Annotated in this window: 20 protein-coding genes; 6 read left to right on the forward strand and 14 right to left on the reverse strand. The window is 61.3% G+C overall.

Translation table 11 applies throughout. The features are described 5' to 3' along the window. Nucleotides 1–6 precede the first annotated feature (6 nt). From ASD83_RS06370 to ASD83_RS06385, 4 genes are all read right to left on the reverse strand, one after another. Nucleotides 7–2,160 carry an indolepyruvate ferredoxin oxidoreductase subunit alpha gene (locus ASD83_RS06370; RefSeq protein ID WP_056308959.1) on the reverse strand — a complete coding sequence of 718 codons (2,154 nt, stop codon included), beginning with the start codon at nucleotides 2,158–2,160 and terminating at the stop codon, nucleotides 7–9. A gap of 86 nt (nucleotides 2,161–2,246) precedes the next feature. Continuing rightward, a complete protein-coding gene (locus tag ASD83_RS06375; RefSeq protein ID WP_056308960.1) occupies nucleotides 2,247–3,029 on the reverse strand; it encodes an SDR family NAD(P)-dependent oxidoreductase in 783 nt (260 codons plus the stop codon). Nucleotide 3,030: 1 nt separating this feature from the next. Next, nucleotides 3,031–3,882 carry a fumarylacetoacetate hydrolase family protein gene (locus ASD83_RS06380; RefSeq protein WP_056308962.1) on the reverse strand — a complete coding sequence of 284 codons (852 nt, stop codon included), beginning with the start codon at nucleotides 3,880–3,882 and terminating at the stop codon, nucleotides 3,031–3,033. Beyond that, entirely contained in the window at nucleotides 3,879–4,307 is a 429-nt protein-coding gene (locus ASD83_RS06385; protein ID WP_056308963.1) for a cupin domain-containing protein, read from the reverse strand. The genes ASD83_RS06380 and ASD83_RS06385 overlap by 4 nt, the downstream gene beginning before the upstream one ends. A 95-nt stretch (nucleotides 4,308–4,402) precedes the next feature. Between ASD83_RS06385 and ASD83_RS06390 the strand changes: the two genes are divergently transcribed. Next, on the forward strand, nucleotides 4,403–4,912 hold the full coding sequence (locus tag ASD83_RS06390; RefSeq protein WP_056308964.1) for a MarR family winged helix-turn-helix transcriptional regulator: 510 nt from the start codon (nucleotides 4,403–4,405) through the stop codon (nucleotides 4,910–4,912). On the opposite strand, the gene ASD83_RS06395 is transcribed toward ASD83_RS06390, so the two are convergent. From ASD83_RS06395 to ASD83_RS06440, 10 genes are all read right to left on the reverse strand, one after another. Next, nucleotides 4,909–5,313, reverse strand: a complete 405-nt coding sequence (locus ASD83_RS06395; protein ID WP_056308965.1) for a RidA family protein — start codon at nucleotides 5,311–5,313, stop codon at nucleotides 4,909–4,911. The two genes, ASD83_RS06390 and ASD83_RS06395, sit on opposite strands and share 4 nt — an antisense overlap. Beyond that, nucleotides 5,310–5,723 carry an acyl-CoA thioesterase gene (locus ASD83_RS06400; protein ID WP_056308966.1) on the reverse strand — a complete coding sequence of 138 codons (414 nt, stop codon included), beginning with the start codon at nucleotides 5,721–5,723 and terminating at the stop codon, nucleotides 5,310–5,312. The genes ASD83_RS06395 and ASD83_RS06400 overlap by 4 nt, the downstream gene beginning before the upstream one ends. Before the next feature lie 10 nt (nucleotides 5,724–5,733). Beyond that, the gene (locus ASD83_RS06405) at nucleotides 5,734–6,528 is read right to left on the reverse strand and encodes an SDR family NAD(P)-dependent oxidoreductase (protein WP_056308968.1); all 795 of its coding nucleotides are present in this window, start codon (nucleotides 6,526–6,528) and stop codon (nucleotides 5,734–5,736) included. Then, nucleotides 6,525–8,831, reverse strand: a complete 2,307-nt coding sequence (locus ASD83_RS06410; protein ID WP_056308970.1) for a bifunctional salicylyl-CoA 5-hydroxylase/oxidoreductase — start codon at nucleotides 8,829–8,831, stop codon at nucleotides 6,525–6,527. Before ASD83_RS06410 ends, ASD83_RS06405 begins: the two co-directional genes overlap by 4 nt. A 125-nt stretch (nucleotides 8,832–8,956) precedes the next feature. Beyond that, nucleotides 8,957–10,591 carry an AMP-binding protein gene (locus ASD83_RS06415; protein ID WP_056308972.1) on the reverse strand — a complete coding sequence of 545 codons (1,635 nt, stop codon included), beginning with the start codon at nucleotides 10,589–10,591 and terminating at the stop codon, nucleotides 8,957–8,959. Nucleotides 10,592–10,638: 47 nt separating this feature from the next. Then, complete coding sequence (locus ASD83_RS06420) at nucleotides 10,639–12,312, reverse strand: AMP-binding protein (RefSeq protein ID WP_082560982.1); 1,674 nt, start codon at nucleotides 12,310–12,312, stop codon at nucleotides 10,639–10,641. A 2-nt stretch (nucleotides 12,313–12,314) separates the two neighbouring features. After that, nucleotides 12,315–13,100, reverse strand: coding sequence for a cyclase family protein (locus ASD83_RS06425; RefSeq protein ID WP_082561063.1), 786 nt, complete (start codon nucleotides 13,098–13,100; stop codon nucleotides 12,315–12,317). A 2-nt stretch (nucleotides 13,101–13,102) separates the two neighbouring features. Beyond that, nucleotides 13,103–14,347, reverse strand: coding sequence for an SDR family oxidoreductase (locus ASD83_RS06430; RefSeq protein WP_056308974.1), 1,245 nt, complete (start codon nucleotides 14,345–14,347; stop codon nucleotides 13,103–13,105). Then, nucleotides 14,344–15,531 carry a thiolase family protein gene (locus ASD83_RS06435; protein WP_056308975.1) on the reverse strand — a complete coding sequence of 396 codons (1,188 nt, stop codon included), beginning with the start codon at nucleotides 15,529–15,531 and terminating at the stop codon, nucleotides 14,344–14,346. Before ASD83_RS06435 ends, ASD83_RS06430 begins: the two co-directional genes overlap by 4 nt. 95 nt (nucleotides 15,532–15,626) lie before the next feature. Further along, complete coding sequence (locus ASD83_RS06440; protein WP_056308977.1) at nucleotides 15,627–16,538, reverse strand: LysR family transcriptional regulator; 912 nt, start codon at nucleotides 16,536–16,538, stop codon at nucleotides 15,627–15,629. Nucleotides 16,539–16,694: 156 nt separating this feature from the next. Between ASD83_RS06440 and ASD83_RS06445 the strand changes: the two genes are divergently transcribed. From ASD83_RS06445 to ASD83_RS06465, 5 genes are all read left to right on the forward strand, one after another. Continuing rightward, on the forward strand, nucleotides 16,695–18,185 hold the full coding sequence (locus ASD83_RS06445) for an aldehyde dehydrogenase family protein (RefSeq protein WP_056309936.1): 1,491 nt from the start codon (nucleotides 16,695–16,697) through the stop codon (nucleotides 18,183–18,185). A gap of 23 nt (nucleotides 18,186–18,208) precedes the next feature. Continuing rightward, complete coding sequence (locus ASD83_RS06450) at nucleotides 18,209–19,813, forward strand: GMC family oxidoreductase (protein WP_056309938.1); 1,605 nt, start codon at nucleotides 18,209–18,211, stop codon at nucleotides 19,811–19,813. 178 nt (nucleotides 19,814–19,991) lie between these two features. Beyond that, nucleotides 19,992–21,596, forward strand: coding sequence for a GMC family oxidoreductase (locus tag ASD83_RS06455; protein WP_056308979.1), 1,605 nt, complete (start codon nucleotides 19,992–19,994; stop codon nucleotides 21,594–21,596). Beyond that, nucleotides 21,593–23,137, forward strand: coding sequence for a sugar ABC transporter ATP-binding protein (locus ASD83_RS06460; protein ID WP_056308980.1), 1,545 nt, complete (start codon nucleotides 21,593–21,595; stop codon nucleotides 23,135–23,137). The genes ASD83_RS06455 and ASD83_RS06460 overlap by 4 nt, the downstream gene beginning before the upstream one ends. After that, nucleotides 23,134–24,165 carry an ABC transporter permease gene (locus tag ASD83_RS06465; RefSeq protein ID WP_056308982.1) on the forward strand — a complete coding sequence of 344 codons (1,032 nt, stop codon included), beginning with the start codon at nucleotides 23,134–23,136 and terminating at the stop codon, nucleotides 24,163–24,165. Before ASD83_RS06460 ends, ASD83_RS06465 begins: the two co-directional genes overlap by 4 nt. Nucleotides 24,166–24,246: the final 81 nt, after the last annotated feature.

Genomic DNA, 24,246 nt, shown 5'->3' on the forward strand with positions numbered 1-24,246 from the left:
GCCTCCTCAAGCGAAAGCTACGCGGCGGGCGGCGCGGCGGCGTTGGAGGAAGCCAATGACGGCGCCGCGAAGCCTGGCCACGACGCGATCGAGCCGGGTCGGATTGTAGATGATGTCGGCGCGGTAGAAGGACGGACAAAGCACCGCCGCTTCTGAAACTTCCCCGCAATTTCCGCATCCCACGCATGTATTGTCGATCGATGCCACCGGGTCGTCCCGCAGCGGATCATCGAGATGCTTGAGGGAAAGAGAGGGACAACCGGACAGTCTGATGCAGGCGTGATCCCCTGTGCAGGTATCCTCGTCTACACCAAAGCGCTGGCGCACCATGCGCTTGCCGTCCTTGACGCCTTTGGAGAACAAGGGCTTTTCGCGCCGCTGCTTGTTCAGCATGCATTCCGACGATGCAACAATCACCTTCGGCCCCTCGACATCCGAGGTCAGCGCCGCCTTGAGCGTGTCGCGCATTTTAGACACGTCGTATGTCCGGTCGATCTGGCGCACCCATTTCGCGCCGATCCCCTGCACCGCCTTGGTGATGGAGTTGTTTGTCGAGCGAAGTGGGTTTTCAGCGCGCGAGGACAGGATGTCCTGCCCTCCGGTGGCCGCTGAATAATGGTTGTCGACGATCATGATGACGCCGTCATGCTTGTTATAGACGGCGTTGCCGACGCTCGTATTGAGGCCATTGTGCCAGAATCCGCCGTCGCCCATTACCGAGATGGGACGCTTGCCGGCCGGCACGTTGAACGCTGAGGCCGACGCCGGGCCAAGACCGTATCCCATGGTGCTCCCGCCGATATTGAACGGGGGCAGGATGGAAAACAGGTGGCAACCAATGTCGGCCGAGATGTGATGCTGACCCAGTTCCTTTTCGACCAGCTTCATCGCCGCGAAGATAGGCCGTTCCGGGCAGCCGGTACAAAACCCGGCAGGACGGGCCGGCACCGCCTCTGCCAGGGCCTTGACCTCGGGACTGCCGAGGACTGCTTCGGCGCTCGGCAGGGGCGGACGATTGCCGAGCATTTGCGGCTCGAACTCGTCGAGGAAAGACTGAATGCCCTTCATCAGAACACTTGCCGTGTAGTCGCCGCCCATGGGCAGTCGGTCCTTGCCGGCGACCCGGGTCTGTACATCCTTGCGGCGAAGCGCGGTGTTGACGGCCTGCTCGAGGTAATCGGGATGGCCTTCTTCCACCATCAGCACGGCGCGCTTGCTCTGGCAGAAGCGCACGACTTCGTCGTCGAGCAGCGGATAGGTGACGTTAAGCACGTAGAGCGGCACCGATGTGTTGCCGTAGCTGTCGGCCAGACCCAGCAATTGCAGCGCACGGATGACCGAGTTGTACATACCGCCCTGCAGGACGATGCCGACCGGGCCTTCCTCGGGGCCGAAGAATTCGTTGAGCTGGCGCTCGCGGATAAAGTCGAGGGCAGCGGGCCAGCGCTGTTCGAGCTTTTCCCGGTCGTGCACGGTGATCGATTGCGGCGGCAGGACGATGCGATTCAGGTCCCGAACCGGATTTTCCAGCGCCTCTCTCATCGTGAAGGCTGGCTTCCTGTTGTCCTTGGCGACGAACTGGCCATGCACATGGCAGGCTCGGATACGCACCTGAAGCATGACGGGTGTGTTGGACGCCTCGGAAAGTTCGAATCCGTCTTCAACTGACTTGACGATAGATTCCAGATTGGGCCGGGGATCGAGCAGCCACATCTGTGACTTCATCGCAAAGGCGTGGCTGCGCTCTTGGGGGATCGATGAGCCTTCGCCGTAGTCCTCCCCGAGAATGATCAGCGCGCCACCCTTCACTCCAGACGACGCCAGGTTGGTCAGCGCATCGGATGCTACGTTGGTCCCGGCGGTGGATTTCCAGGTGACCGCACCGCGCAGCGGATAGTTGATCGACGCCGCGAGCATGGCGGCAGCAGCCGCTTCAGACGCCGACGACTCGAAATGGACGCCAAGGTCGTCGAGGACCGGTTTTGCATCAGCGAGCACATCCATGAGATGTGAGATCGGCGACCCCTGGTAGCCGCCCACATAGGACACACCGGACTGCAGCAGCGCCTTGGTGATGGCCAGGATGCCTTCACCCCGGAACAGTTCTCCCTCCCCAAGGGTCAGGTCTTCAACCTCGCGGGCAAAAGAGCGTTCGGCCATGTGCACCTCCCAATAATATGCATTTGCATATTTATGCAGATTAGATTGCGTGTCAAATAAGAAACGGGGGCCGAAGCCCCCATTTTTTAATCTGCATATATGCCGGTCTGGCTGGCCACCTGGCGGTAGGCGGCCCCTGCGGTAAAACCTCCGTCGATGACGAAGTCCTCCCCCGTGATGAAGCTCGATGCGTCCGAGACGAGGAAAAGCACAAGCTGTGCAATTTCCTCGGGCGTTCCGCTCCGCTTCATCGGCGTCATGCCGATCATCGGTTTGAGATGCGGGCTGCTGGCGTTGAGGCCAGTGACGACCAAACCGGGACAAATGGCATTCACGCGAATGTTGTGGCCGACATATTCCATGGCCGAACTGCGCGTCAGGCCGCGCAGGCCCCACTTGCTCGCGGTGTAGGCCGGGTCGTAGTGGCCGGAAAATCCGCTATTGGACGAAATGTTGACGATCGCGCCGCCGCCGCCATCCGCCATCACCGGCGCAACGGTCTGAATGCCCAGAAACGCGCCCGTCAGATTGACCCGCAGCACCCGCTCCCATGCCTCAAGGCCGGTATCGGCGACCGTCGTGCGGTTGATGATGCCGGCATTGTTCACGAGGATGTCGATCTTTCCCATCCAGTCCGCCGCAAGCGTTGCAATGGCCTGCCATTCTTCCGGCCTGGTGACATCAAGGCGCTTGAAGCGCACTGCATGTCCGGCGTCCGACAATTCCTGTTCGAGGGCCCGACCTTCTGCCTCGAGCACATCGGCTATGATCACGCTCGCGCCTTCCGCCGCCAGAAGCCTGACCTCGGCCTCGCCCTGACCCCGGGCGCCACCGGTGACAATGGCAAGCTTGCTCTCTAGTCGTGTCATCTCAAGACCCCGCTTCCATCGTGTGCTGGCGTTGGCTGCCCAGCCCTTCAATACCAAGAGTCATCACCTGCCCAGACCGCAGGAAGATCGGCTCTGGTTTGATGCCCATGCCCACTCCGGGCGGTGTCCCTGTGGCGATTACGTCGCCCGGCTCGAGCGTCATGAAATGACTGATATAGCTGACCAGGTGGCGGACCCCGAAAATCATGGTCTTTGTGCTACCCGCCTGGCGTCTCACTCCGTCCACATCGAGCCACATCGAAAGATTTTGCGGATCAGCGACTTCATCGGCCGTGACAAGCCAGGGGCCGATGGGTCCGAACGTGTCATGGCTCTTGCCCTTGGTCCACTGACCGCCGCGTTCGGACTGAAAGCTGCGCTCGGACACATCGTTGACGAGGCAAAAGCCGGCCACATGGTCCATGGCAGTGTCTTCGGTCACATATTTCGCGCGCGAGCCGATCACCACGCCCAGTTCGACTTCCCAATCCGCCTTCCTTGATCCCTTTGGGATTTCAACGTCGTCGTTCGGGCCGATAATCGCGCTTGTCGCCTTCATGAACAGGATCGGCTCGGCAGGCGGCTCCTTACCGGTTTCCCGGGCGTGATCGGCGAAGTTAAGGCCGACGCAGATGAACTTGCCGACCTGGCCAACACATGGCCCAATCCGCTGCCCTTCGGGCAGTGTCGGCAGCCTTGCAGGATCGAGCGCGGCGATTTTCGACAAGGCGTGGGGCGAGAGTGCCTTGCCGGCGACATCATCAATTATGCCGCTTAAGTCGCGCAGCACATTGTCTTCATCGAGCAAAGCCGGCTTTTCGGCGCCGGGCTGACCGATACGAAGCAGCTTCATTCCGCGCGCCGATAGCCAGCAAGACTGTTATCTTCAACGTCGGGTAGGTTGACGACGATGTTGTCTGGCGTGCGTGTGGTAAGCCACACCAGTTCTTCGGTGGTCGACATATTGGCTTCAACATGGGGCCAGTTCGGCGGCACGAAGACGAAGTCGCCTTCCTCCATGTCAAAATATTCCGAATAGCTTTCGCCGAAATAGATGCGGCCCTTACCCTTGAGCACATAGCCACCTGTCTCGGCTTCACCGTGATGATGCGGCAGCGAGCGGTAACCGGGGTCGTTGCTGACCTTGCCGAACCAGATCTTGGTAGCAGGTGTGTGTTGCGGGCCAACACCAGTTACGCGAACGCAGCCACCGGACTGCCCCGTGCTGATATCCTCAGAACCCTTGCGGGTGACCACTGCCCTGATATCCGATGCCATTTTTCCTCCAATCGATCGGGCCAACACATTGCGTTGGCTGATAGTGACTTTTAGTTTAGGTATGAATTATATCGCTCTGCCGCGGGGGAATTTGCATGAACGAACAGTCGAAGGCCTGGATCGACGCCGAAACAAAGATTGCCGACGCGCCGGAGGACCACCATGACCAGCTTCGGCTGTGGTTGCGGCTTTTCACGGTCGCGCGGCTCATGGAAAACGAGGTGCGCAGCCGCCTGCAGGACCAGTTCGACGTGACATTTCCGCGCTTCGACATCCTGTCGCAACTGTACCGTGTTCCCGAAGGACTGATCCTGGGTGAGCTGTCGCAGCGGCTCATGGTATCGCCGGGCAATATTACCGCAGTCATCAAGCGCCTCATGGATGACGGCCTCATCGTCCGGATCCAGAATCCGAACGACAGGCGCGAGAACATCGTACGCATGACACCATTGGGCACGGCGCGGTTCACAGAGATGGCGGCCGCCCACGAGGGCTGGATCCGCTCGCTCTGCGAAGGGCTGAGCCCTGCCGATGTCAAATCGCTGATGGCCCTGTTGCTCAAGATGAAAACCTCCGCGCGCCGCTCGCTCGCAAAATCGCGCTAAATCTCGTCCGGAACGACGGCCAGGGCGACGATCTCGATCTTGGCGCGATCTTCCATCAGCGCCACGACCTGCACCGCCGCCATGGGCGGGAAATGCCGGCCGATAGTGTCGCGATAGGCCGCGCCGATTTCTTTGAGCCGCGATTTATAGGCGTGCCTGTCCGTAAAGTACCAGGTGAGTTGGATGATATGCTCCGGCTTGGCATCGGCCTTCTCAAGCACCGTGACGATGTTCTTCAGCGTCTGGCGGACCTGGGCGACAAAGTCGTCGGACTGGAATTCGCAATTCTCGTCCCAGCCGACCTGGCCGCCGACTTGCACAATGCGTCCACGCGTCGAGATTCCGTTGGCATAACCGATGGGCTTGACCCAATTGTCCGGTTGGATGAATTGGTGGGTCACGGCGTAGGCTCCAGGTAACGGGAAAGGCCGGCGCGGACGTCGTCCGGCCAGCGTGTGGATTTGTGATCTTCAAGCGAGGTAGCGACGATGCGTTGCTGGATGGTCCAGATCACGTGTTCGCCGACGCTCACCACGGTTTCGAGGTCGAGCGATGCGCCCCCGACCTTGCGAACGTGGACAGCGAAGTCGAGCACATCGCCATAGGTGGCCGGCCGCTTGAACTCGATATGCATGGTGACCGTCGGCAGGCCCATCTTGCGCTCGAACATCAACTCCTTCCAGGTGACCCCGAAGGAGGCGAACATCGCTTCGTTCACATCGACGAGCATGGACAGGTAGGCCGGGTGATAAGCGATGCCGGTGAGGTCGCAGTCGCCGAACCGCAGAGGCTTTGATTGAGTGAAAGGCATTGATTACTCCCTATCCGGCCAGCACTTCGCCACCCGCGACGGCGATCGCCTGTCCGGTGATGGCTGACGCTCCAGGCCCGGCCAGCCACAGCACTGCGTCGGCCACTTCCTTTGGATCGACCAGACGACCCTGCGGATTGGCGCGAGCCAAATCCGCCCGTGCCTCATCGGCACTGCGCCCAGTCTTGTTGACGATTTCGGCGACCGCGCGCCCGATCAGCGGCGTGTCAGTAAAGCCGGGGCAAACCGCGTTGACGGTGATGCCGCTGCGCGCCAGCTCCAATGCCAGCGACCGGGTCAGTCCCACCACACCATGTTTGGCCGCCGCATAGGCGCTGACATAGCGATAGCCGGTCAATCCTGCGGTGGACGCGATGTTGATGATCCGTCCCCCTGCCCCGCCCGCTTTCAGGTCCGGCAGAAATGCCTGCGTCACGAGAAAGACGCTGGTGAGATCGGTGGCGATGACCTTGTTCCACATCGCTGCCGAGGTTTTCTCGAAAGAGGCACTCGGCGCCTCGCCGGCATTGTTGACGAGGATATCGATCGGTCCGAAACCAGCGTGCGCTGCCTCGGCCCCCCGAATAACGCCCTCAGGATCGGTAACGTCAAAGTCGCCGACTAACCACACGCTATCCGCAGGCAAATGCCTGGTACGCTGCCCGAGCCGGTCGCTATCGCGTCCAGTCAGCGTCACCTTGGCACCCGCATGCACGAGCGCTTCGGCGATAGCCACGCCGATGCCCCCTGAGGCGCCGGTGACCAGTGCGTGACGTCCTTCGAGATTGGTTATTCCAATGCTCATCGGGAGGCCCGCTCCAGATTGTTCTCGTATTGCGACTTGGCCGAGTAATACTGCTTGGGCCACGGTATCGACTTGATGCCGATTTTGGCGGTTTCGTGCATCAGCCAGCTTGGGTCGGCCAGATGCGGCCGGGCGACGGCGCAAAGATCGGCCCGTCCCGCAGCGATGATCGAATTGGCGTGGTCCGCTTCGGAAATGGCGCCCACGGCGATGGTCGGAATGCCGACTTCGTTGCGGATCTTGTCGGAGAATGGCGTCTGGAACAGGCGGCCATAGACCGGCTTTTCGTCCTTCCACACCTGGCCGGACGAGCAGTCGATGACGTCGGCACCGGCCCCCTTGAACATTGCCGCAAAGATCGCAGCGTCTTCAGGCCCATTACCGCCCTCTGCCCAGTCGTGACAGGACAAGCGCACCGAGATCGGCTTGTCGGCCGGCCAGGCCTTGCGCACGGCTTCGAAGACTTCGAGCGGGAAGCGCGCACGGTTTTCATGGCTGCCGCCATATTCATCATCGCGCCGGTTGGTCAGCGGACTGAGGAAGCTCGACAACAGGTAACCGTGGGCGCAATGCAGTTCCAGCCAGTCCACCCCGGCCTGAGCGGCTCGAAGGGCGGCCGCGACATGGTCGGCCTTGACGCGATCCATATCGGCCCGATCCATGGCCCGGGGCACCTGCCCGGTCTTCAGATAGGGCAAAGCCGAAGCCGAAATCAGCGGCCAGCCTCCCTCTTCCAGGGGTTGATCGATGCCGTCCCAGGCAAGCTTGGTCGAGCCCTTGCGTCCGGCATGACCCAGCTGGCAGCCGAGCTTGGCATCGCCGTTGGCGTGCACGAAATCGGCCAGCCGCTTCCATCCGGCTGCCTGCTCATCGTTCCAGAGGCCAAGGCAGCCCGGGGTAATGCGCCCGTCGGGCGACACGCAGGTCATCTCGGCAAAAACAAGGGCCGCTCCGCCCATGGCCCGCGCGCCGAGATGCACGAGATGGAAGTCGTCGATCAGCCCATCCTTGGCCGAATACATGGCCATCGGCGAGACCACGACGCGGTTCTTGAGCGTCACGCCGCGCACCGTAAACGGCGTCAGCATCGGTGGCACACCGCGCTTGTCCGGCTCGGCGTTGAGGCCTGTCGTGGTGGCGAACCAACGTTCATAGCCTTCCAGCCAATCGGCATCGCGCAGACGCAGGTTCTCATGGCTGATGCGCTGCGAGCGGGTCAGCATGGAATACATGAACTGCTCGGGTGGCAGCGTATCGGCATAACGCCGGCCCACCACTTCGAACCATTCCATGGCGTTGCGTGCCGCATTCTGAATGCGGGCGACGTCTACGCGACGGATTTCCTCGTAGGATTGCAGAACCGCCGGGATCGCGCTCACGTCATGTCCATGGATGCCGAACTGGTTGGTCAGCTCGATAGCGTCCTCGATGGCGAGCTTGGTGCCCGAACCGATCGCAAAATGCGCCGTATGCGCCGCGTCGCCCATCAGCACCACATGCGAGTGCCCGTTGAAATGGCTCCACTTGCCGCAGATGAGGCGATTGAAATTGAGCCAGGCAGAGCCGCGCATATGCCGGGCGTTGGTCATCAGCGGCGCGCCTTCGAGCACCTCGACAAACAGATTCTGGCAGAAGTCGATGGACTGGTCCTGGTCCATCTTGTCAAGACCGTGGGCGTGATAGGCCTCATCGGTAGTCTCGACGATAAAGGTCGAGGTGTGATCGTCGAATTTATAAATATGGGACTGAAACCAGCCGTGTTCGGTTTTGCGGAAATCGAACGTAAAGGCATCGAACAGCTTGTTCGTGCCCAGCCAGATATAGCGGTTGGGACGCGTCTGCAGGTCGGGCTGAAAAATATCCTGGTAGGCGTTTCGGATGCGGGAATTGAAGCCGTCCGAGCCGATGACCAGATCGGCGTCCGGGAAGTCGAGATCACTATTGGCCTCGGTCTCGAAGACCAGCTTGACGCCAAGTTCCTCGCAGCGTCCCTGCAGGATGTTGAGTAGTTTCTTGCGGCCGATGCCGACGAAGCCATGGCCCGACGTGCGCTGCCGCGTCCCCTTGAACAACACTTCAATGTCGTCCCAATGGTTGAAGGCATCCTTGATGACGGCTGCGCTTTCCGGGTCCCATTTTTCCATGGAATCCATGGTTGCATCCGAAAACACTACGCCCCAGCCAAACGTGTCATAGGGCTTATTACGCTCGACGACGGTGATATCGTGCTCGGGATGGTTCTTCTTCATCAGCAGGCTGAAATAGAGGCCCGCAGGTCCCCCGCCGATACAAACGATGCGCATTTCGCTTCTCCGTCATAGCCACAGCTGGTCGAGGCAATTTACTTTATGATTAAACTATCTTCCCACTTCAATTAGTCAAGACCTAAACTAATTTTCCATCCCGTTTCCGAGTGACAGTTCGGGATTTACGCGACGCGGTTGGCCTCGATGTCCATCCTGCGCAGCTCACCCTTGAAATCCCGCAGGTCGACGGTTTTGGGATCGGACAACATCGCGCTGGCCATTTTCTTGATTTCACCGCGCTGCAATTTCTGGGTTGCGGTGGTTGGCAGGCTGGAAACGAACGCCACGTAGCCGGGGACCTTGTGATAGGCAAGCCGCTCCGCGGAGGCGCGAGCGATGCGGCGCGCCAGATCAGCGCCAGGCGCATTTGCGCTTTCTGCAGCCAAAACAATCAGCGCCATGACCTCTTCGCCGCGCAACTCGTCCGGCACGGGCGCAACCGCGACGCTGGCGATGTCTTCGAGATTTTGCAGGACCCCCTCGACCTCGACCACCGCGATATTCTCGCCTGAGCGGCGGACGATGTTTTTCTTGCGGTCAACGAAATAGAGCGCACCGTCCTCCCCGCGCCGCACGACGTCGCCCGTGTGGAACCAGCCGCCTGTCCAGGCCTCCTCCGTTGCGACCGCATCCTTGAGGTATTCGGTGAAGAAGCCGCGTCGCGGATCGTCTCCGGCTGCCTTGACGACCAGCTCACCCGGCTCCCCTTCCATGGCATCTGCCCCGGCGTCATCGACAATGCGATAGTCCATGTCAGCGTGTGGATAGCCGATGCATCGCATCGCCAGGTGCCGATCGCCCCCGGCGGTCGACGTAGTAGCCCCGCCACCCGTCTCCGTCATCGCCCATGCCTCTGTCAGCTCGATGCCGAACCGGTGCTCGAATGTTTCCTGATGCAGGGGATCGACGCCTGCGCCGAACGCGATGCGAACCTTGTGGCCCCGGTCATGCTCGGTCTCGGGCAGCTTGAGAAGGATCGCCGGCATTACGCCGAGATAATGAATGAGCGTCGCGCCGGATTGCGCCACTGTTGCCCACCAGCGCGAGGCACTGAACCGGTCGAGCGGCACCAACGTCGATTGCAGGATGATGGCACCAAGGGCGGAACAGCCGAGCGCATTCATGTGGAACATGGGCAGCGGGGTCAGGATCACCTCTTCCCCCGTCTGTAGCTTGCCGCCATTGCCGGCGCCCACATACCACTGAGCCAGCCTGACAAAGTAATCGTTCGACAACACGCAGCACTTCGGCTTGCCGGTGGTCCCGGACGTAAAGAGAAACGCGCAAGGATCTTCCGGCCTCGCCTCGAAGCGAGCAGCCTTTTGGCGCGCAGGAGGAACTGTGTCGGTCGGGCCGATGACGCGATCGGACGTCAAGCCGGCCTCGCCCCCGACGCGGTGATAGGCCGGCAACGCTACCAGCAGTTCAGGCTCGGCGATGGTGAACTGATAGGCCACCTCTTCGCTGCGAAGGTCGGGATTAAGCGGTAGGATGCCAACGCCCAGGCTGTTCAACGCGAGGAAATGGACGAAAAAATCCGGGTGGTTGTCGAGCGAGATGGCGACCACACTGCCCGCCCCATAACCCGCCTGCCGATAGGCTTCACTTTGTGCCGCCACCAGCTGAGAGAGCGCACCGTAGGCAATCTGCAATCCGCCCGGTGCATAGTCGAGCTTTGCTGCAGCGGGCAGCGAAAGAAATATCTGCTCGGGTCGAGCAAGCACGGCGTCGGCAAAAAGGGAAAAAGGCGTGGTCATCTTGTCTTCTCGCAAACCCGGACCGCCAAGCGGCCACGTCGGATGATCTAGTGGGCGGCTTGCCGCAGGTTCTGCTTTCGGGCGCGCCAGTCGATGCAACCCGGTTGTGCCAAGGGGTCCTGCGCAATGCCGCGCAGCTTTTCGCGCTGGACCTTCTGGGTGGAGGTCGTGGGGAGGCTGGGTACGAAGAGCAGCAGGCCGGGCACTTTGTAGTATGCAAGCCTCTGTGCTGCGGCGTCGAACAGGGCCTCGGCCAGCGCGGCGGTGTCCTCCGTGCCGGAGACCACGACGGCCATGACCTCTTCGCCGCGCAGCGGGTCGAGGGCCGCAATGATCGCGACCTGTGCCAACCCTGGCACCGAGGCCAGGACGGTCTCGACTTCAGCCGCGGCAATGTTCTCACCGGATCGCCGGATGATGTTCTTCTTGCGATCGACGAAATAGAGCCGACCGCTTTCGTCGCGGCGCATGACGTCCCCGGTATGGAGCCAGCCACCCGACCAGGCCTTCTCGGTTGCTTCCTGATCATGCAGATAGCCGGAGAAAAATCCCTGTCGCGCCTCGCCGGTGCCTGAACGAAGGAGGAGCTCGCCCCGCCTGTCCGGCGGCACGTCTTTGCCGTCATCGTCGGTAAGGCGAATTTCGAGCGGCGGGCCCGACCGGTCCGGCGATCCGATGCAGCGCTCGCCGATGCTGCGCGGCTCGAATGCGGCGCACAATGTTCCTGCGCCACCAGTCTCCGTCATCGCCCAACCTTCGAGAAGCGGAACACCGAAGCGTGCCTCGAATGTCGCGTGATGATCGGGGTGGACGCCGCCGCCCAATGCGAAACGCACCTCATGCGCACGATCATCCGAACTATGTGGCAATTGCAGCAGGATGGCCGGGATGACACCCAGATAGTGAAAGGCAGTGGCCTTGGTCTCGCGCGCCGTGTCCCACCAATCCCTGGGGTGAAACCGGTCGATGATGATCTGCGCGCCTCCGCTGCCCAGCATGCCCATGAAGCTGTGTCCCATGGCGTTGACATGGAAAGCCGGGAGAGGGTTCATCAGCCGTTCTCGGCCCGGCTCGAGCGCGATCAGCCCGCGCTGTGCCCCATACCACCAGGCCCAGTTGAGGAAGAACCGGTTGGACAGAATGCATCCCTTTGGCGTACCTGTCGTCCCGGAGGTATAGATAAGCGCCGCCTCCTGCTCCAATGCCGGTTCGCCGGAGGTCAAAGCGCCACCGGCGGCAGGCACCTTACCGCCAGAGGTCATGACCGGAATGTTGAGCGAGGACGCTACCGGGTCCAACCGAGACGCGTGGCTGTCGAGGCGGACGAGCAGGGACGCGCCGCTATGCCGGAGCAAATACTCGACTTCTTCTTCCCGCAGATCGGGATTGACTGGGACAACGCTTATTCCCAGTCGATTGAGCGCCAGCCAATTCAGAAAATGCGCCGGTCGGTTTTCCAGGGACACCGCCACGCGCTGCCCTGCGACATATCCCGCGCCAGCGAAGGCGTTCGACAGGTCAATTGCAGCTTTCAGAACGTCGGCATAACTCAGGCTGCCTTGGGCTTCGTGCCAAAGCACCTGCACCTTTTCCGGCAAGACGAACAGATCATTGGGACCAAAGGCCTCAGCCTGCCGTTCCAGCAGTCCGAAAACGGTGCCCGCCGACAGATAATGCTGCCCGAGCGCCAAGTTTTCAGCCGGGCTGAGAAGGTCTGTCATCCTCAGTGCTCCACCAGCGCAATGACACGCAGCGGGCTGCCGGAGCCTTCCCTGATCTTAAGCGGGGCCGCGATGATTAGCGCGCCTTGCGGTGGCAGGGCGTCGAGTCTGGCGAGGCATTGCAGGCCGTATTTGCCGGCGCCATGCAAATAGTGATGCGCCGGATAGGGTGGATCGAGGTGGCCGCCCTGCCCTGCATCGGTGCCGATGGTTTCCGTCCCGACGCCGAGCACGTCGCGCTCTTCCACCAGCCAGCGCATCAATTCCGCGTCCGGCCCGGGCGTATGCGCGCCGGTGTCGTCAAGATTGGCATAGGCTGCGCCACGCTTCAGTGACCAGTCGGTCCGTAGCAGCACCCAACTGCCGGGCGGGATGCGTCCATGCTGGGCTTCCCATGCCTCGACAAACGTCACGGTTACCAGAAAGTCCGCATCCTCAGCGCTCTCTGCCGAGCAATCGATCACACAGGCCGGCGCGACCATAAGACTGGTCGGCATGGTATCGACGCTGTTATGCGCAAGGTAGCGACCAGTGATCCAGTGGATAGGCGCATCCAGATGGGTCCCAGTATGCTCGCCAAAACTGATATTGTTCCAATACCATGCCGGGCCGCTATCATCGTAACGAGAGATGGGCTCGATACGCACCGGCCAGGACTGGCCCAATTCAGGAGGCATGACGATGGTCGGCCCGCCCGGATCGAGCGTCTGGGTCAGGTCGACCACGCGCACCTTGCCACTGGCAAGGGCGGCGGTCATCAGGGCGATGGGCGAAGTTGGTTCGTTCATGGTCATTGCTGCCAGAGATCGCGTTCGATTTCCTTGGGATTAGCGGCGAACCGCTCGCGGAAATCCTTGGCCACGTCGCCCACCCAGCGTTCCTCTTCGCCACCTTTCAGGGCCGCGACGATTTCGTTGGCGACAGCGGATGGCTGCACCTTTGGCGGTGGCAAGTGTTCCAGCCAGTCGATCTCCATCGGACCGGTAAAGACGTCCAGCACTCGCACGCCGCTTCCACGCATTTCTGCGCGCAGGGCCTGCGAAAACGACAGGCTGGCCGCCTGCGTGGCCGAGTAGGCGGCAAAGCCCGGCCAACTCAGATGCGCAAAGATCGACAGCAGGTTGACCCAGGCAGCCGCACTGTTATCGCGGTCCGCGCCCCGTGAGCGCATGACGGGCCCAAAGTGGTGCGCTAATCGCAGAGCGCCGAAATAGCTCACTTCCATGGCGTCGCGCGCCTTGAGCAGCTCGGCACCGGACATTAGGCTCCCTGGCCGCAGATGCAGCGCGGTGTGCAGCAGAATATCTGTCTTGGCGCCATAATCGGATGCCAGCGCCGAAACGGATTGATCGTCAGCCAGATCGAGATCCACCAGTTCTACCGCACCGAGCGCTTCCAGCTTTGCTGCGACAGCAAATGGCTTCCAGCGTTCCGAAACGCCGATAACCACCTTGGCGGCACCGGCGGCCAGCAAGGACTTGGCCAGCGGCAGCGTAACGGGATTGCGGCCATCGGTAATCAGGCATCGGCGATGCAGCGGGTCGGCAACCAGTTCGCGCCAATGCGGATCGGCGTCGCTGTTCGCGTCGCCATTCTCGGGCCGCGCATAAATCACGGGTTGACCTGCCTTATCTAGGTGGAGGGAAGCGTGCACGCGCATGCCGGACACGCAGTCAGGGCGGACCTCGGCGACGATCGTGGGTCCGCAGTCAAGCACAATCAAGGCCTGCCTCGCGGGCGCCAGCCGCCGGAAATAGGGTTCGCCACTGATCTGGATCGTGGTCACCGAAAGGATCGTACCACCGCTTTGTACCGCAGCGACGACCAGGTTCTCGGACAGGCATTTTGGACAGGCATCCCGCGCCGGGTAACTGACCGTCTGGCAGTTCTGACATGTGTGAAGGGCAAACTGCCCCTGAGCTGCGGCGCGGGTCAGCCCCTGCGCGGCCCTGCTGCGCCTCGCCGGCGGCGGAAGCGGTGCCGTGGTACGTTGCAGCGGGTTCTTGCGCGGCGGGCGCTGGCGCTGAATGCTCATACGCCGTCTCCCCCGAAAATCACCGCGCCAGACGCCAGCCCCCGATCGTAATTGATCATGCCAAAACCAGAGGCAAGCCCGAGACGGGCGCCCGCTACCTGGGTTGCGCCGGCGCTGCCGGTGACCTGACGGATGGTCTCGACGATCCCAAGATGGCCTCCTGCCGCACCGGCCTGGCCCGCCGAAAGCTGCCCGCCGGTCGTATTATGGGGGAAGCTGCCATCGATGGTCAGATCATTATCGGCCACGAACCGGGCGCCATCGCCCTTGGCGCAGAAGCCGAGGTCCTCGAATTGCATCATGACGATGACGGGGTAGTCATCATATGTCTGCACGACGTCGATATCGCCAGGCTCAACACCGGCCATGCCATAAAGCTCATCGACGTCAAGGGCCCAACCTCCGCGATACTGCACGGGGTCGTCTGGAAACGCATTGTGGCGCTCGATGCTGGACAGAAGCCGGGCGCCGCCGAGCCCGTGCTCGCGCATTGTCTCGCCCCGCATCAGCAAGAAAGCCTCGGCGCCTGCGACGGGCATGACGCAGTCGAAGAGCCCGAGCGGATCGACGATGGAACGAGCGCAGAGATAATCATCGAGCGACATCGGCTTCTTCATGATCGCCCGCGGATTGCGCAGCGCGTTCTGCCGCTGCGCAACACAGATGCGGCCGAAGTCTTCACGTGTCACGCCGAACCGATCCATATAGGCATTGGTTAGATGGGCGAAGCTGGCATTGGCGCCGCCCGCACCATGGGGGTAGACGGCATCCTGCGAGAACCGAGAAAAGCCGGCCAGAAGCTGACGAAACGTGTCGGTATAGTTGGTGTCGGCCGCGATGCATGCGACGATGTCGACATCGCCGGCCTCGAGTGCACGCGCCGCTCTACGGATCGCGGCAATGCCCGAGGCGCCACCCATGGCCATGCTGTCGATCCAGCGCGTGGTCAGGCCGAAATGCTGGGTCATGGCAATTGCCGGATCCGGTCCAAGCGTAAAGCTGGCAAGGCTCAGGCCGTCAAATGCCGTGTGGGATATGCCTGAGGCCGCAACCAGGCCACGCAGCGCCGATCCGATCCACCACTGGGCCGGTTGCGTCGAATAGCGTTGATAGGTCAGACTGACGGGCGCAACGGCGTAAATGTCGTTATACGGCTGCCGTTTCCCGTTTCGGCTCAGGGGCATGCTTCACCAAGAAAGTGAGTGGTAGCATCACCTAGATCACGGGGCAGAACAAACAGACTAGCTCAGGAGCGCAGCGGCGAGATTGCCGTTCAGGGCTAGAATGGTTTTTTGGGAAAGTTCACTTCGGCCAAGTCACCCAAGAGGGTAATGAGGCGACGCAGGGCGGGGGAGATTTCGTCGGCGCGCCAAGCGAAATGCAGGTCGATAAGCACAGGAAGATCGTCCACCGGCAACAGGGTGACCCCATCCGGCCGTCGCCTAGCCTGTCGCGCATTGACGAATGCGATGCCGAGGCCCATCCGCACCAGCGCCAGCATCACGGCCTCGCTTTCAGAGTGATGGATGACATTGTAATGCACACCCGCCGCGCGGATCGCCTGGGCCAGTTGGTCGTAATATTGGGGGCTGGCGGAGCGGTGGAACCAGATAAATCGTTCCTGCTGCAACGTTGGCAGTCGCACCGAGGGCAATTGTGCCAACGGAGAGACGTTGGGCACTGCAAGATAGACCGGATGACGTTCCAACCGGATCGAGACCACGTCAGGATCGCCCTTGGGCGGGTTGTAGAGAAAACCACCGTCGAGACGCCGGGCTCGAATTTCTTCGATTTGAGTGAGACTTGCCATGGACAGCAATTCAAGCTGAATGTCGGGTGTACGGTCGCGAAAGCTGCGCATCGATGCTGGCATGATTTCTGAAAGTGCCGCCACTTCGATGAAACCTAGCTTCAGATGCCCAGCTAAGCCCCTCCCGACGCCGCGCACCTCCTCGACCATGCCATCCAGACTGTCGAGTAGCGCCTGACACCGCGGCAACATCACTTGTCCGGCATTAGAAAGCCTGACACCTCGCGGCAGTCGGATGAAGAGTTCCACCCCCAGCTCCTCTTCAAGTGCCGACATTTGGCGGCTCAACGCCGGCTGCGCAACATGAAGAAGCTGGGATGCGCGGCGAAAGTTCTCCGTCTGCGCGACCGCCACGAAATACCTGATTTGACGCAGATTCATTCAGTTCGATACCTTTTCGGCATCATAACCGACCCGCAATTGTATTGGAAGTCCGACCCAAACTGAGGATCATTCAGGCTTAAAGGAATTTTCTGGCACTTGCATGACAGACGCGGGAAGTCTGCCATCCGCCGGAAAACCGGGAGGAAGATGGAAATGAATGCGATAGACCAGAACCCGCGACTGCCACGGACTGACCTCTATGTGAACGGTGCATGGGTCAAGGCAAGCTCGGGCAAAACTATCCCAGTTTTCAATCCGGCGACCGAAGCACAGATCGCCGAAATCGCTGCAGCCTCGCCAGACGACGTCAATCGCGCCGTAGAAGCCGCACATACCTGTTTTGAAAGCACCGCTTGGCGCCGCATGCGTCCGCTCGATCGCGGGCGTTTGCTGGAAAGACTGGCCCTGATCGTCGAGGAACACGCAGACGAACTGGCGCGGCTGGAAACTCTCGACAATGGCAAACCTTACGGTACATCGCGCTATGTCGACCTCGCCTTCACCATCGATGCCTTGCGGTATTTCGGTGGCTGGGCGTCTAAGTCGGCTGGCGAATACATCACCCTTTCCCCATTCTTTGACGATGGCGGCATCTATCGCGCCTATACAGAACGTAAGCCGGTCGGCGTCGTCGGCGGTATCACCCCATGGAATTTCCCGCTCGGCCAGGCCATCCAGAAGATCGCGCCAGCGATTGCGTTTGGCTGCACCGTCGTTTTGAAGCCATCTGAGGAAACCTCACTCACCACGCTTCGCCTCGCCGAATTGATCGACGAAGTCGGTTTCCCCAAAGGTTCGGTCAATATCGTCACCGGTTACGGGCACGATGCCGGCGCGGCATTGGTCGACCATCCTCTGGTGCGCAAGATCGCCTTTACCGGATCGACGGCGACGGGCCAACGCATCCTGGCGGCCTCAGCCAAGACGATGAAGCGCGTCACCCTCGAATTGGGTGGCAAGTCGCCCACCATCATCCTCGCCGATGCCGACCTGGACCGGGCCATCCCAGGCGCCGCCAATGCCATTTTCGGCAATTCCGGCCAGGTTTGTACTGCCGGATCGCGCCTGCTGATTGAAGAACCGGTCTATGAGGAAGTCACTGCCGGCGTCGCAGAAATCGCCCGAGGCCTGCGCCTTGGCCCGGGCCTCGAGGAAGGCACCCAGCTTGGCCCAATCGTGTCGTCCCGCCAGCTTGAACGCATTTCCGGCCTCGTGCAGAGCGGCTTGTCGGATGGCGCGCGCGCCCTTGCCGGCGGCAATCGCCCGGATCGCGACGGCTGGTTCTTCGAACCCACGGTGCTCGCGGATGTCCGGCCCGATATGCAGGTCATCAAAGAAGAAATCTTTGGCCCCGTGGTGTGTGCCATTCCTTTCAAGAACCGCAGCGAGATCAAGGCAATGGCCAACGATACGCCTTACGGCCTTGGCGCAAGCATCTGGACGCGCAATCTCGACCACGCGCACCTGCTTGCCGAGGAGATAGACGCAGGCACGGTGTGGTTCAACACGCACAACATCCTGGATCTGGCCGTGCCATTCGGCGGAACCAAGATGTCCGGCCTTGGCCGCGAATTCGGCACCGAGGCCATTAACGCCTTCACCGAGCCCAAGGCCGTGGTGATGCGCTTGGCCGGCGACTACTGACCATCGGGACCGTGACCGTGACCATGACCAACAGCATTGAAACAGATTATGTGATCGTCGGCGGCGGCTCCGCCGGGTGCACAATGGCAGCACGTCTGTCGGAAGATGCGGCAAATTCCGTCATCCTGCTGGAGGCGGGAGGACGCGACTGGAACCCCTGGATTCATGTGCCGATCGGTTATGGCAAAACCATTGTCGATCCTGCGCTCAACTGGCGTTACGAAACCGAAAAAGGCGCCGAAATTGCCGACCGCCCGATGTACTGGGCCCGTGGCAGGGTGCTTGGTGGATCGTCGTCTATCAACGGCCTGCTCTATGTCCGTGGACAGTCCGGCGACTACGATCATTGGCGCCAACTGGGCAATGTCGGTTGGTCCTATGAAGACGTGTTGCCCTATTTTCGGAAGGCCGAAAACCAGGAAAACGGCGCCGACGAATTCCATGGGGCCGAAGGTCCGCTCGCCGTTTCCAACCTGCGTGAGCGCAATCCGCTTTGCGACGCCTTTATCGATAGCGCAGTTGAAGCCGGTATACCGCGCAATGACGACTTCAACGGCGCCAACCAGGAAGGCATCGGCTACTACCAGATCACGACCAAAAATGCCCGTCGCTGCTCGGCCGCTGTTGCCTATCTCCATCCCGCCTCCAAGCGTCCCAACCTGCGCGTCGTCACCAAGGCGGCGGCAGAAAAGATCATCTTCGAAGGCACCAAGGCTGTCGGCGTCCAATATGAACAGGGTGGCAAGAGCCACATCGTTAGAGCGCGACGCGAAGTCATCATCTCGGCCGGCTCCATTGCGTCGCCGCAACTTCTAATGTTGTCGGGCGTCGGGCCTGCTGCGCATCTGGGCGAATTCGGCATCCCCGTCGTGGCCGATGTGCCGGGTGTCGGCGAGAACCTTCAGGATCACTACGGCGCTATCATCACCTACAAGAGCCGGCTGCCATTGACCGTCAACGACATCATGACAAGCCCCGTGCGCCAGGTGAAGGCCGGCCTCGATTATCTGCTGTTCCGAAAGGGCCCATTGACCATTTCTGCCGCTCAAGTCGGCGCTTTCGTCAAGTCCGGTCCTCAGGCGACGACACCCGATGTCCAGTTCCTGTTCCAGACCTTCAGCCACGACGAATACGATGCCGGCCTGCATAAATTTTCCGGCTTTGCGAACGTCGTTTGTCCCGTCCGTCCTGAGAGTCGAGGCACGCTTAAATTGCGCTCGGCCAGTGCCAAGGACAGCCCATCCATGCAGCCGAACTACCTCTCCGCGGAAGCGGATCGCCGCATCCTGGTCGATGCGATCAAGATTTCGCGCCGCGTGGCGGAGAAGGCAGCCATCAGGTCACATATCGTCGCCGAATACTCCCCTGGTCCTCAGGTGCAGAGCGACGACGAACTGCTCGCCTTTGCGCGCGAAACCGGCCTTTCCATCGCGCACCAGGTCGGCACCTGCAAGATGGGTCGCGACGATATGGCCGTTGTCGATGAAACACTCAAGGTCCGTGGCGTGCAGAACCTGCGCGTGGTGGACGCTTCGATCATGCCCACGCTGATCTCGGGCAACACCAATGCCCCCACGATCATGATCGCCGAAAAGGCGGCGGATCTGATCCGCGGGCGAAGCCTTTGAGCGCTGCCGGCGAAGGGGCCGGCTGCACTCTGGGGATATTGGGGCGCAAAACCCCGACACTAAGCTTGGTTCGGACGTGAGGGCGTCTGGCCACCCTGCCGGCGGGAAACTGGCGGCAGGACGACGAGGGGGAGCAGGTGCCGGTCACGGCGCAGGCTCCGAAAGTGGAGACAGAGCCGTGCAAGACGGTCAGAGCTTTGACTACATCATTGTCGGCGCCGGTTCGGCCGGCTGCGTTCTGGCCAACCGCCTGAGCGAAAACGGTCGCCACCAGGTCCTCCTGCTCGAGGCCGGCGGCAAGGACGACAGCTTCTGGATTCACATCCCGATCGGCTATGGCAAGACCATTATCGACGAGCGCGTCAACTGGAAGTTCCAGACAGAGCCGAACCCCGCCTTGGGCGGTCGCAGCATCTATTGGCCGCGAGGAAAAGTGCTTGGCGGCTCCTCATCGATCAACGGCCTGATCTATATCCGCGGCCAGGCCGAGGATTACGATCATTGGCGCCAACTTGGTAATGCCGGATGGTCCTACGACGACGTACTTCCCTTTTTCAGGAAGGCCGAAAACCAGGAAAACGGCAGCGATACCTACCATGGCGTTGGTGGCCCTCTGACCGTCACCAATCTGCGCGAGCGCAATCCGCTTTGCGATGCTTTTATTGGATCGGCGCAGGCCCAGGGCATCCCACGCAATGACGACTTCAATGGCGCGCAGCAAGAAGGCGCAGGGTATTTCCAGGCCACTGTGCGTAACGGCCGCCGAGAATCCACGGCGACCGCCTATCTGCGCCCTGCCCTTCGCCGGCCAAACCTCACCGTCCTGACCGGCGCTATGACCGAAAAGGTGCTGATGGAGGGCAAGCGGGCTACGGCGGTCCGGTTCAGTTACCGGGGCAAGGTCCTGACTGCGAAAGCCGGTCGCGAGGTGATCCTTTCGGCCGGGTCGGTGAAATCGCCGCACCTGTTGATGCTGTCGGGCATAGGCAATGCTGAGCATCTTGCCGATCAAGGCATCGAACCCAATCACGATCTTCGGGGTGTGGGGCAAAATCTACAGGATCACTACGGCGGCCAGATCACCTGGAAATGTAACCGGGCGATAACCATGAACGACGTGATGATGAGCCGCTTCCGTCAGATGCAGGTTGGTTTGCAATGGCTGCTCACGCGCCGTGGACCGCTTTCCGTTCCCGCCGGACAGGCCGCGCTGTTTGCACGCGTCCTTCCCGATAGCGCGACACCTGATCTTCAGTTCCTCTTCCAGACATTCAGCGGCGGCTACTACGAGGACGGGCTGTTCAAGTTCTCGGGCTTTGCCAATTTCATCTGCCCGGTGCGACCGAATAGCCGCGGCCAGATCACGCTGCGGTCGCCCGATCCTTACGATCAGCCGCGGCTCGAACCCAATTACTTCTCGGACGAACGCGACCGCCGTACCGCGGTCGAAGGTCTCAAGCTGGCGAGGCGGATGGCGGCCAGCAGGCCTCTTGCAGACTTCGTCATTTCCGAACACCTGCCGGGCTCCGAAACGGCGACCGATCGGCAGATCGAGGCATATCTTGTCGAGAACGGCGGCTGCGTTTCGCACCAGGTGGGCACTTGCAAGATGGGAACGGACGCTATGGCAGTCGTCGATCCGAACTTGCGCGTCCACGGCCTTAGCGGTCTGCGAGTAGTCGATGCCTCGATCATGCCGACCCTAATTTCGGGCAACACCAATGCCCCCACCATCATGATCGCCGAAAAGGCCGCCGCTGCAATCTTGGGACAGGCAGCATGACCGGCCGTTCCGAACCCATCCTCCGCCTGACCGGGATCTCCAAGACCTATCCGGGCGTGAAGGCGCTGCAAAATGTCGACTTCGTCGTCCGTGCCGGAGAAGTGCATGCACTTACCGGCGAAAATGGCTCCGGCAAGTCCACGCTCGCCAAGGTCATGTCGGGCATGATCCAGCCGGATGCCGGGCAGATCTTCGTCGATGGCCGGGAACAGACCATATCTTCCCCCGCGGCCGCCATCGCTCTGGGCATCGTCATTATCAGCCAGGAGTTGACCCTTGCTCCGCCCCTGACGGTGGCCGAGAACATCTTTCTCGGTCGCCTCCCCAGGAACCGTTTTGGTCTCGTCGACTGGCCACAACTTGAGCGCGACGCAGAGGCGGCGCTCGATCGGCTGGGCGTCCATGTCTCTCCCCGCGCCAGGGTCAGCGACCTGAGCGTCGAATTGCGCCAGGAAATCGAGATTGCGCGGGCCTTGTCGTCCAATGCCCGCGTGCTGATCCTGGATGAAGCCACGAGTTCGCTGTCGGAAGCGGCTACGGCGCGTCTGCTCAATCTCGTCCGCAAGGAGCGCGATGCGGGCATGGCGGTGGTGATGATTACGCACCGCATGCCCGAAATCTATAGCGCCGCGTCTGTGGCCACCGTCCTGCGCGACGGACAGTTCGTGGCCACCGTAGCGTTGTCAGAAACAGACGAGCAGAAGCTGGTGCGGCTGATGGTGGGCCGCGAAATCCAAGATTTCTACGGCAAGCGCAGCATTGCCGCCGGCGAAACCATCATCGAGATCGACAAGCTCGCTACGCCGCAAGGCATTCTGAGCCCCACCACCGTCAGCGTGCGGCGCGGGGAGATATTGGGCGTAGCCGGGCTCGTCGGTTCAGGCAAGGCCGAATTCGGGCTCGCGCTTGGCGGGGCCATCTCTGCCACGGGCACAGTCAGGGTTGCGGGGCGCCAGGTTGAACTCGGCGATCCGCGGAAGTCGATCCGTGCGGGCATCGGTTTCGTTCCCGATGATCGCAAGGCGTCGGCCTTGCTACTGGTGCGCAGCATTCTCGAAAACTTCTCGCTTGCCTGGCTCGATCGCATCGGCAGCCGCGGCGGCATGCTCAACCTGCGCGGCGAGCAGGCCGATGTGGACGCGGCCATCCGCACCTATCGGGTCGCGACCGGCTCTTCGTCCCCCGCCATCAGCACACTTTCCGGCGGTAACCAGCAGAAGGTCATTCTCGGAAGAACCTTCGTTCGTCGTCCGGATGTTCTCGTTTTGAGTGAGCCAACGCGCGGCATCGACGTCGGCGCCAAGAGTGAAATCTACCGCATGTTGCAGGACGCTGCCGAAGCGGGTGCGGCGGTGATCGTCATATCATCCGAACTGCCTGAACTGCTCGGCATTGCCGACCGCATCGCCGTCTTCTTCGAAGGCAGCTTGGAGAAAATCTTCGACCGCGCCTCGGCGGACGAAGAAGCCATCGCCCATGTCGCCGTTGCCGGCGCAAACCGGCACCACGAAAACTCCCCGCACATCGGAGCGTCAGCATGACCGCACCATCGATCGCAAAGACCGACAGCCATGGCCGTTACGCCGGAGCGCCATCTCTTCTCGGACGCGTCCTGCAGAACCGCTACACCGGTGCGTTGGTCAGCCTGCTGCTGGTGGCCGCTTTTCTGGCGCTGACGCAGCCGGTCTTCCTGACCTGGCCGAACCTGATGAACATCGTTAAATCCAACACCGTCGTGTTTGTTCTGGCGTTGGGCGCCACCTATGTGGTGATCGCCGGCGGTATTGATCTCTCCGTGGCCAGTGCAACGGCCGCAAGTGCCATGATCTTCGGGCTGCTTCTGGCGGCAGGGCTGGCCACACCGGTGGCCGTCGCCGCCGCAGTGCTGTTCGGCGCTTTTCTCGGCGCCATCAACGGCTTCCTGATCAGCTATCTCAAGATTTCATTCTTCGTCGTTACCCTGGGTGCGCTTTCGATGTTTCAGAGCTTTGCGCTGATCATCAATGACGGCGTCAGCGTCAGCGTGTTTTCCGCGCCCGGCTTCGCCCCGGTCAATGCCTTCGTCAACGGCAATGTGGGGCCCGTACCGGTGATCCTGATCTTCAACATCGTGCTTTTGCTCGTGGCCGGCGGCGTGCTCCGCTACACGACTTTCGGGCGCTCGCTCTACGCCATCGGCGCCAATATGGAAGCCGCGCGCCTCAACGGTATCGACGTCAAGCGCGTCATGTTCTTCGTCTTCGTCATAGCCGGCCTCGCTGCCGGTCTAGGTAGCGTCGTTCAGGTCGGCCGGCTGACTTCCGCTTCCGCAGAAATCGACCCGACGCTTCTGATGACCGTGCTTGCGGCCGTCCTCATCGGCGGCACCGCGTTCACCGGCGGCGAAGGCGGAGTCTTCGGCACGATGATCGGCGTGCTGTTCCTTGGCGTGATCCAGAACGGCCTGACACTCAGCGGTGTCTCCTCCTTCTGGCAGGGCATGGTCAGCGGCGGAATCCTGATTTTTGCGGTGTGGCTGGGTGGCATGCGCCAGCTGTTGCGCCGCAGACGGCAAAGCACCGGAAGCTGACCCCGGCAGATGGTGCGTGCACGAGGGGTGTGGACCCGATGGCCCTGGGAGAGGGCGTAAGACAGATGATCCAAGGAAGGG

Origin of the sequence: Devosia sp. Root685 (assembly GCF_001427875.1) — a bacterium.
In the GTDB taxonomy this organism is placed as follows: Bacteria; Pseudomonadota; Alphaproteobacteria; order Rhizobiales; family Devosiaceae; genus Devosia.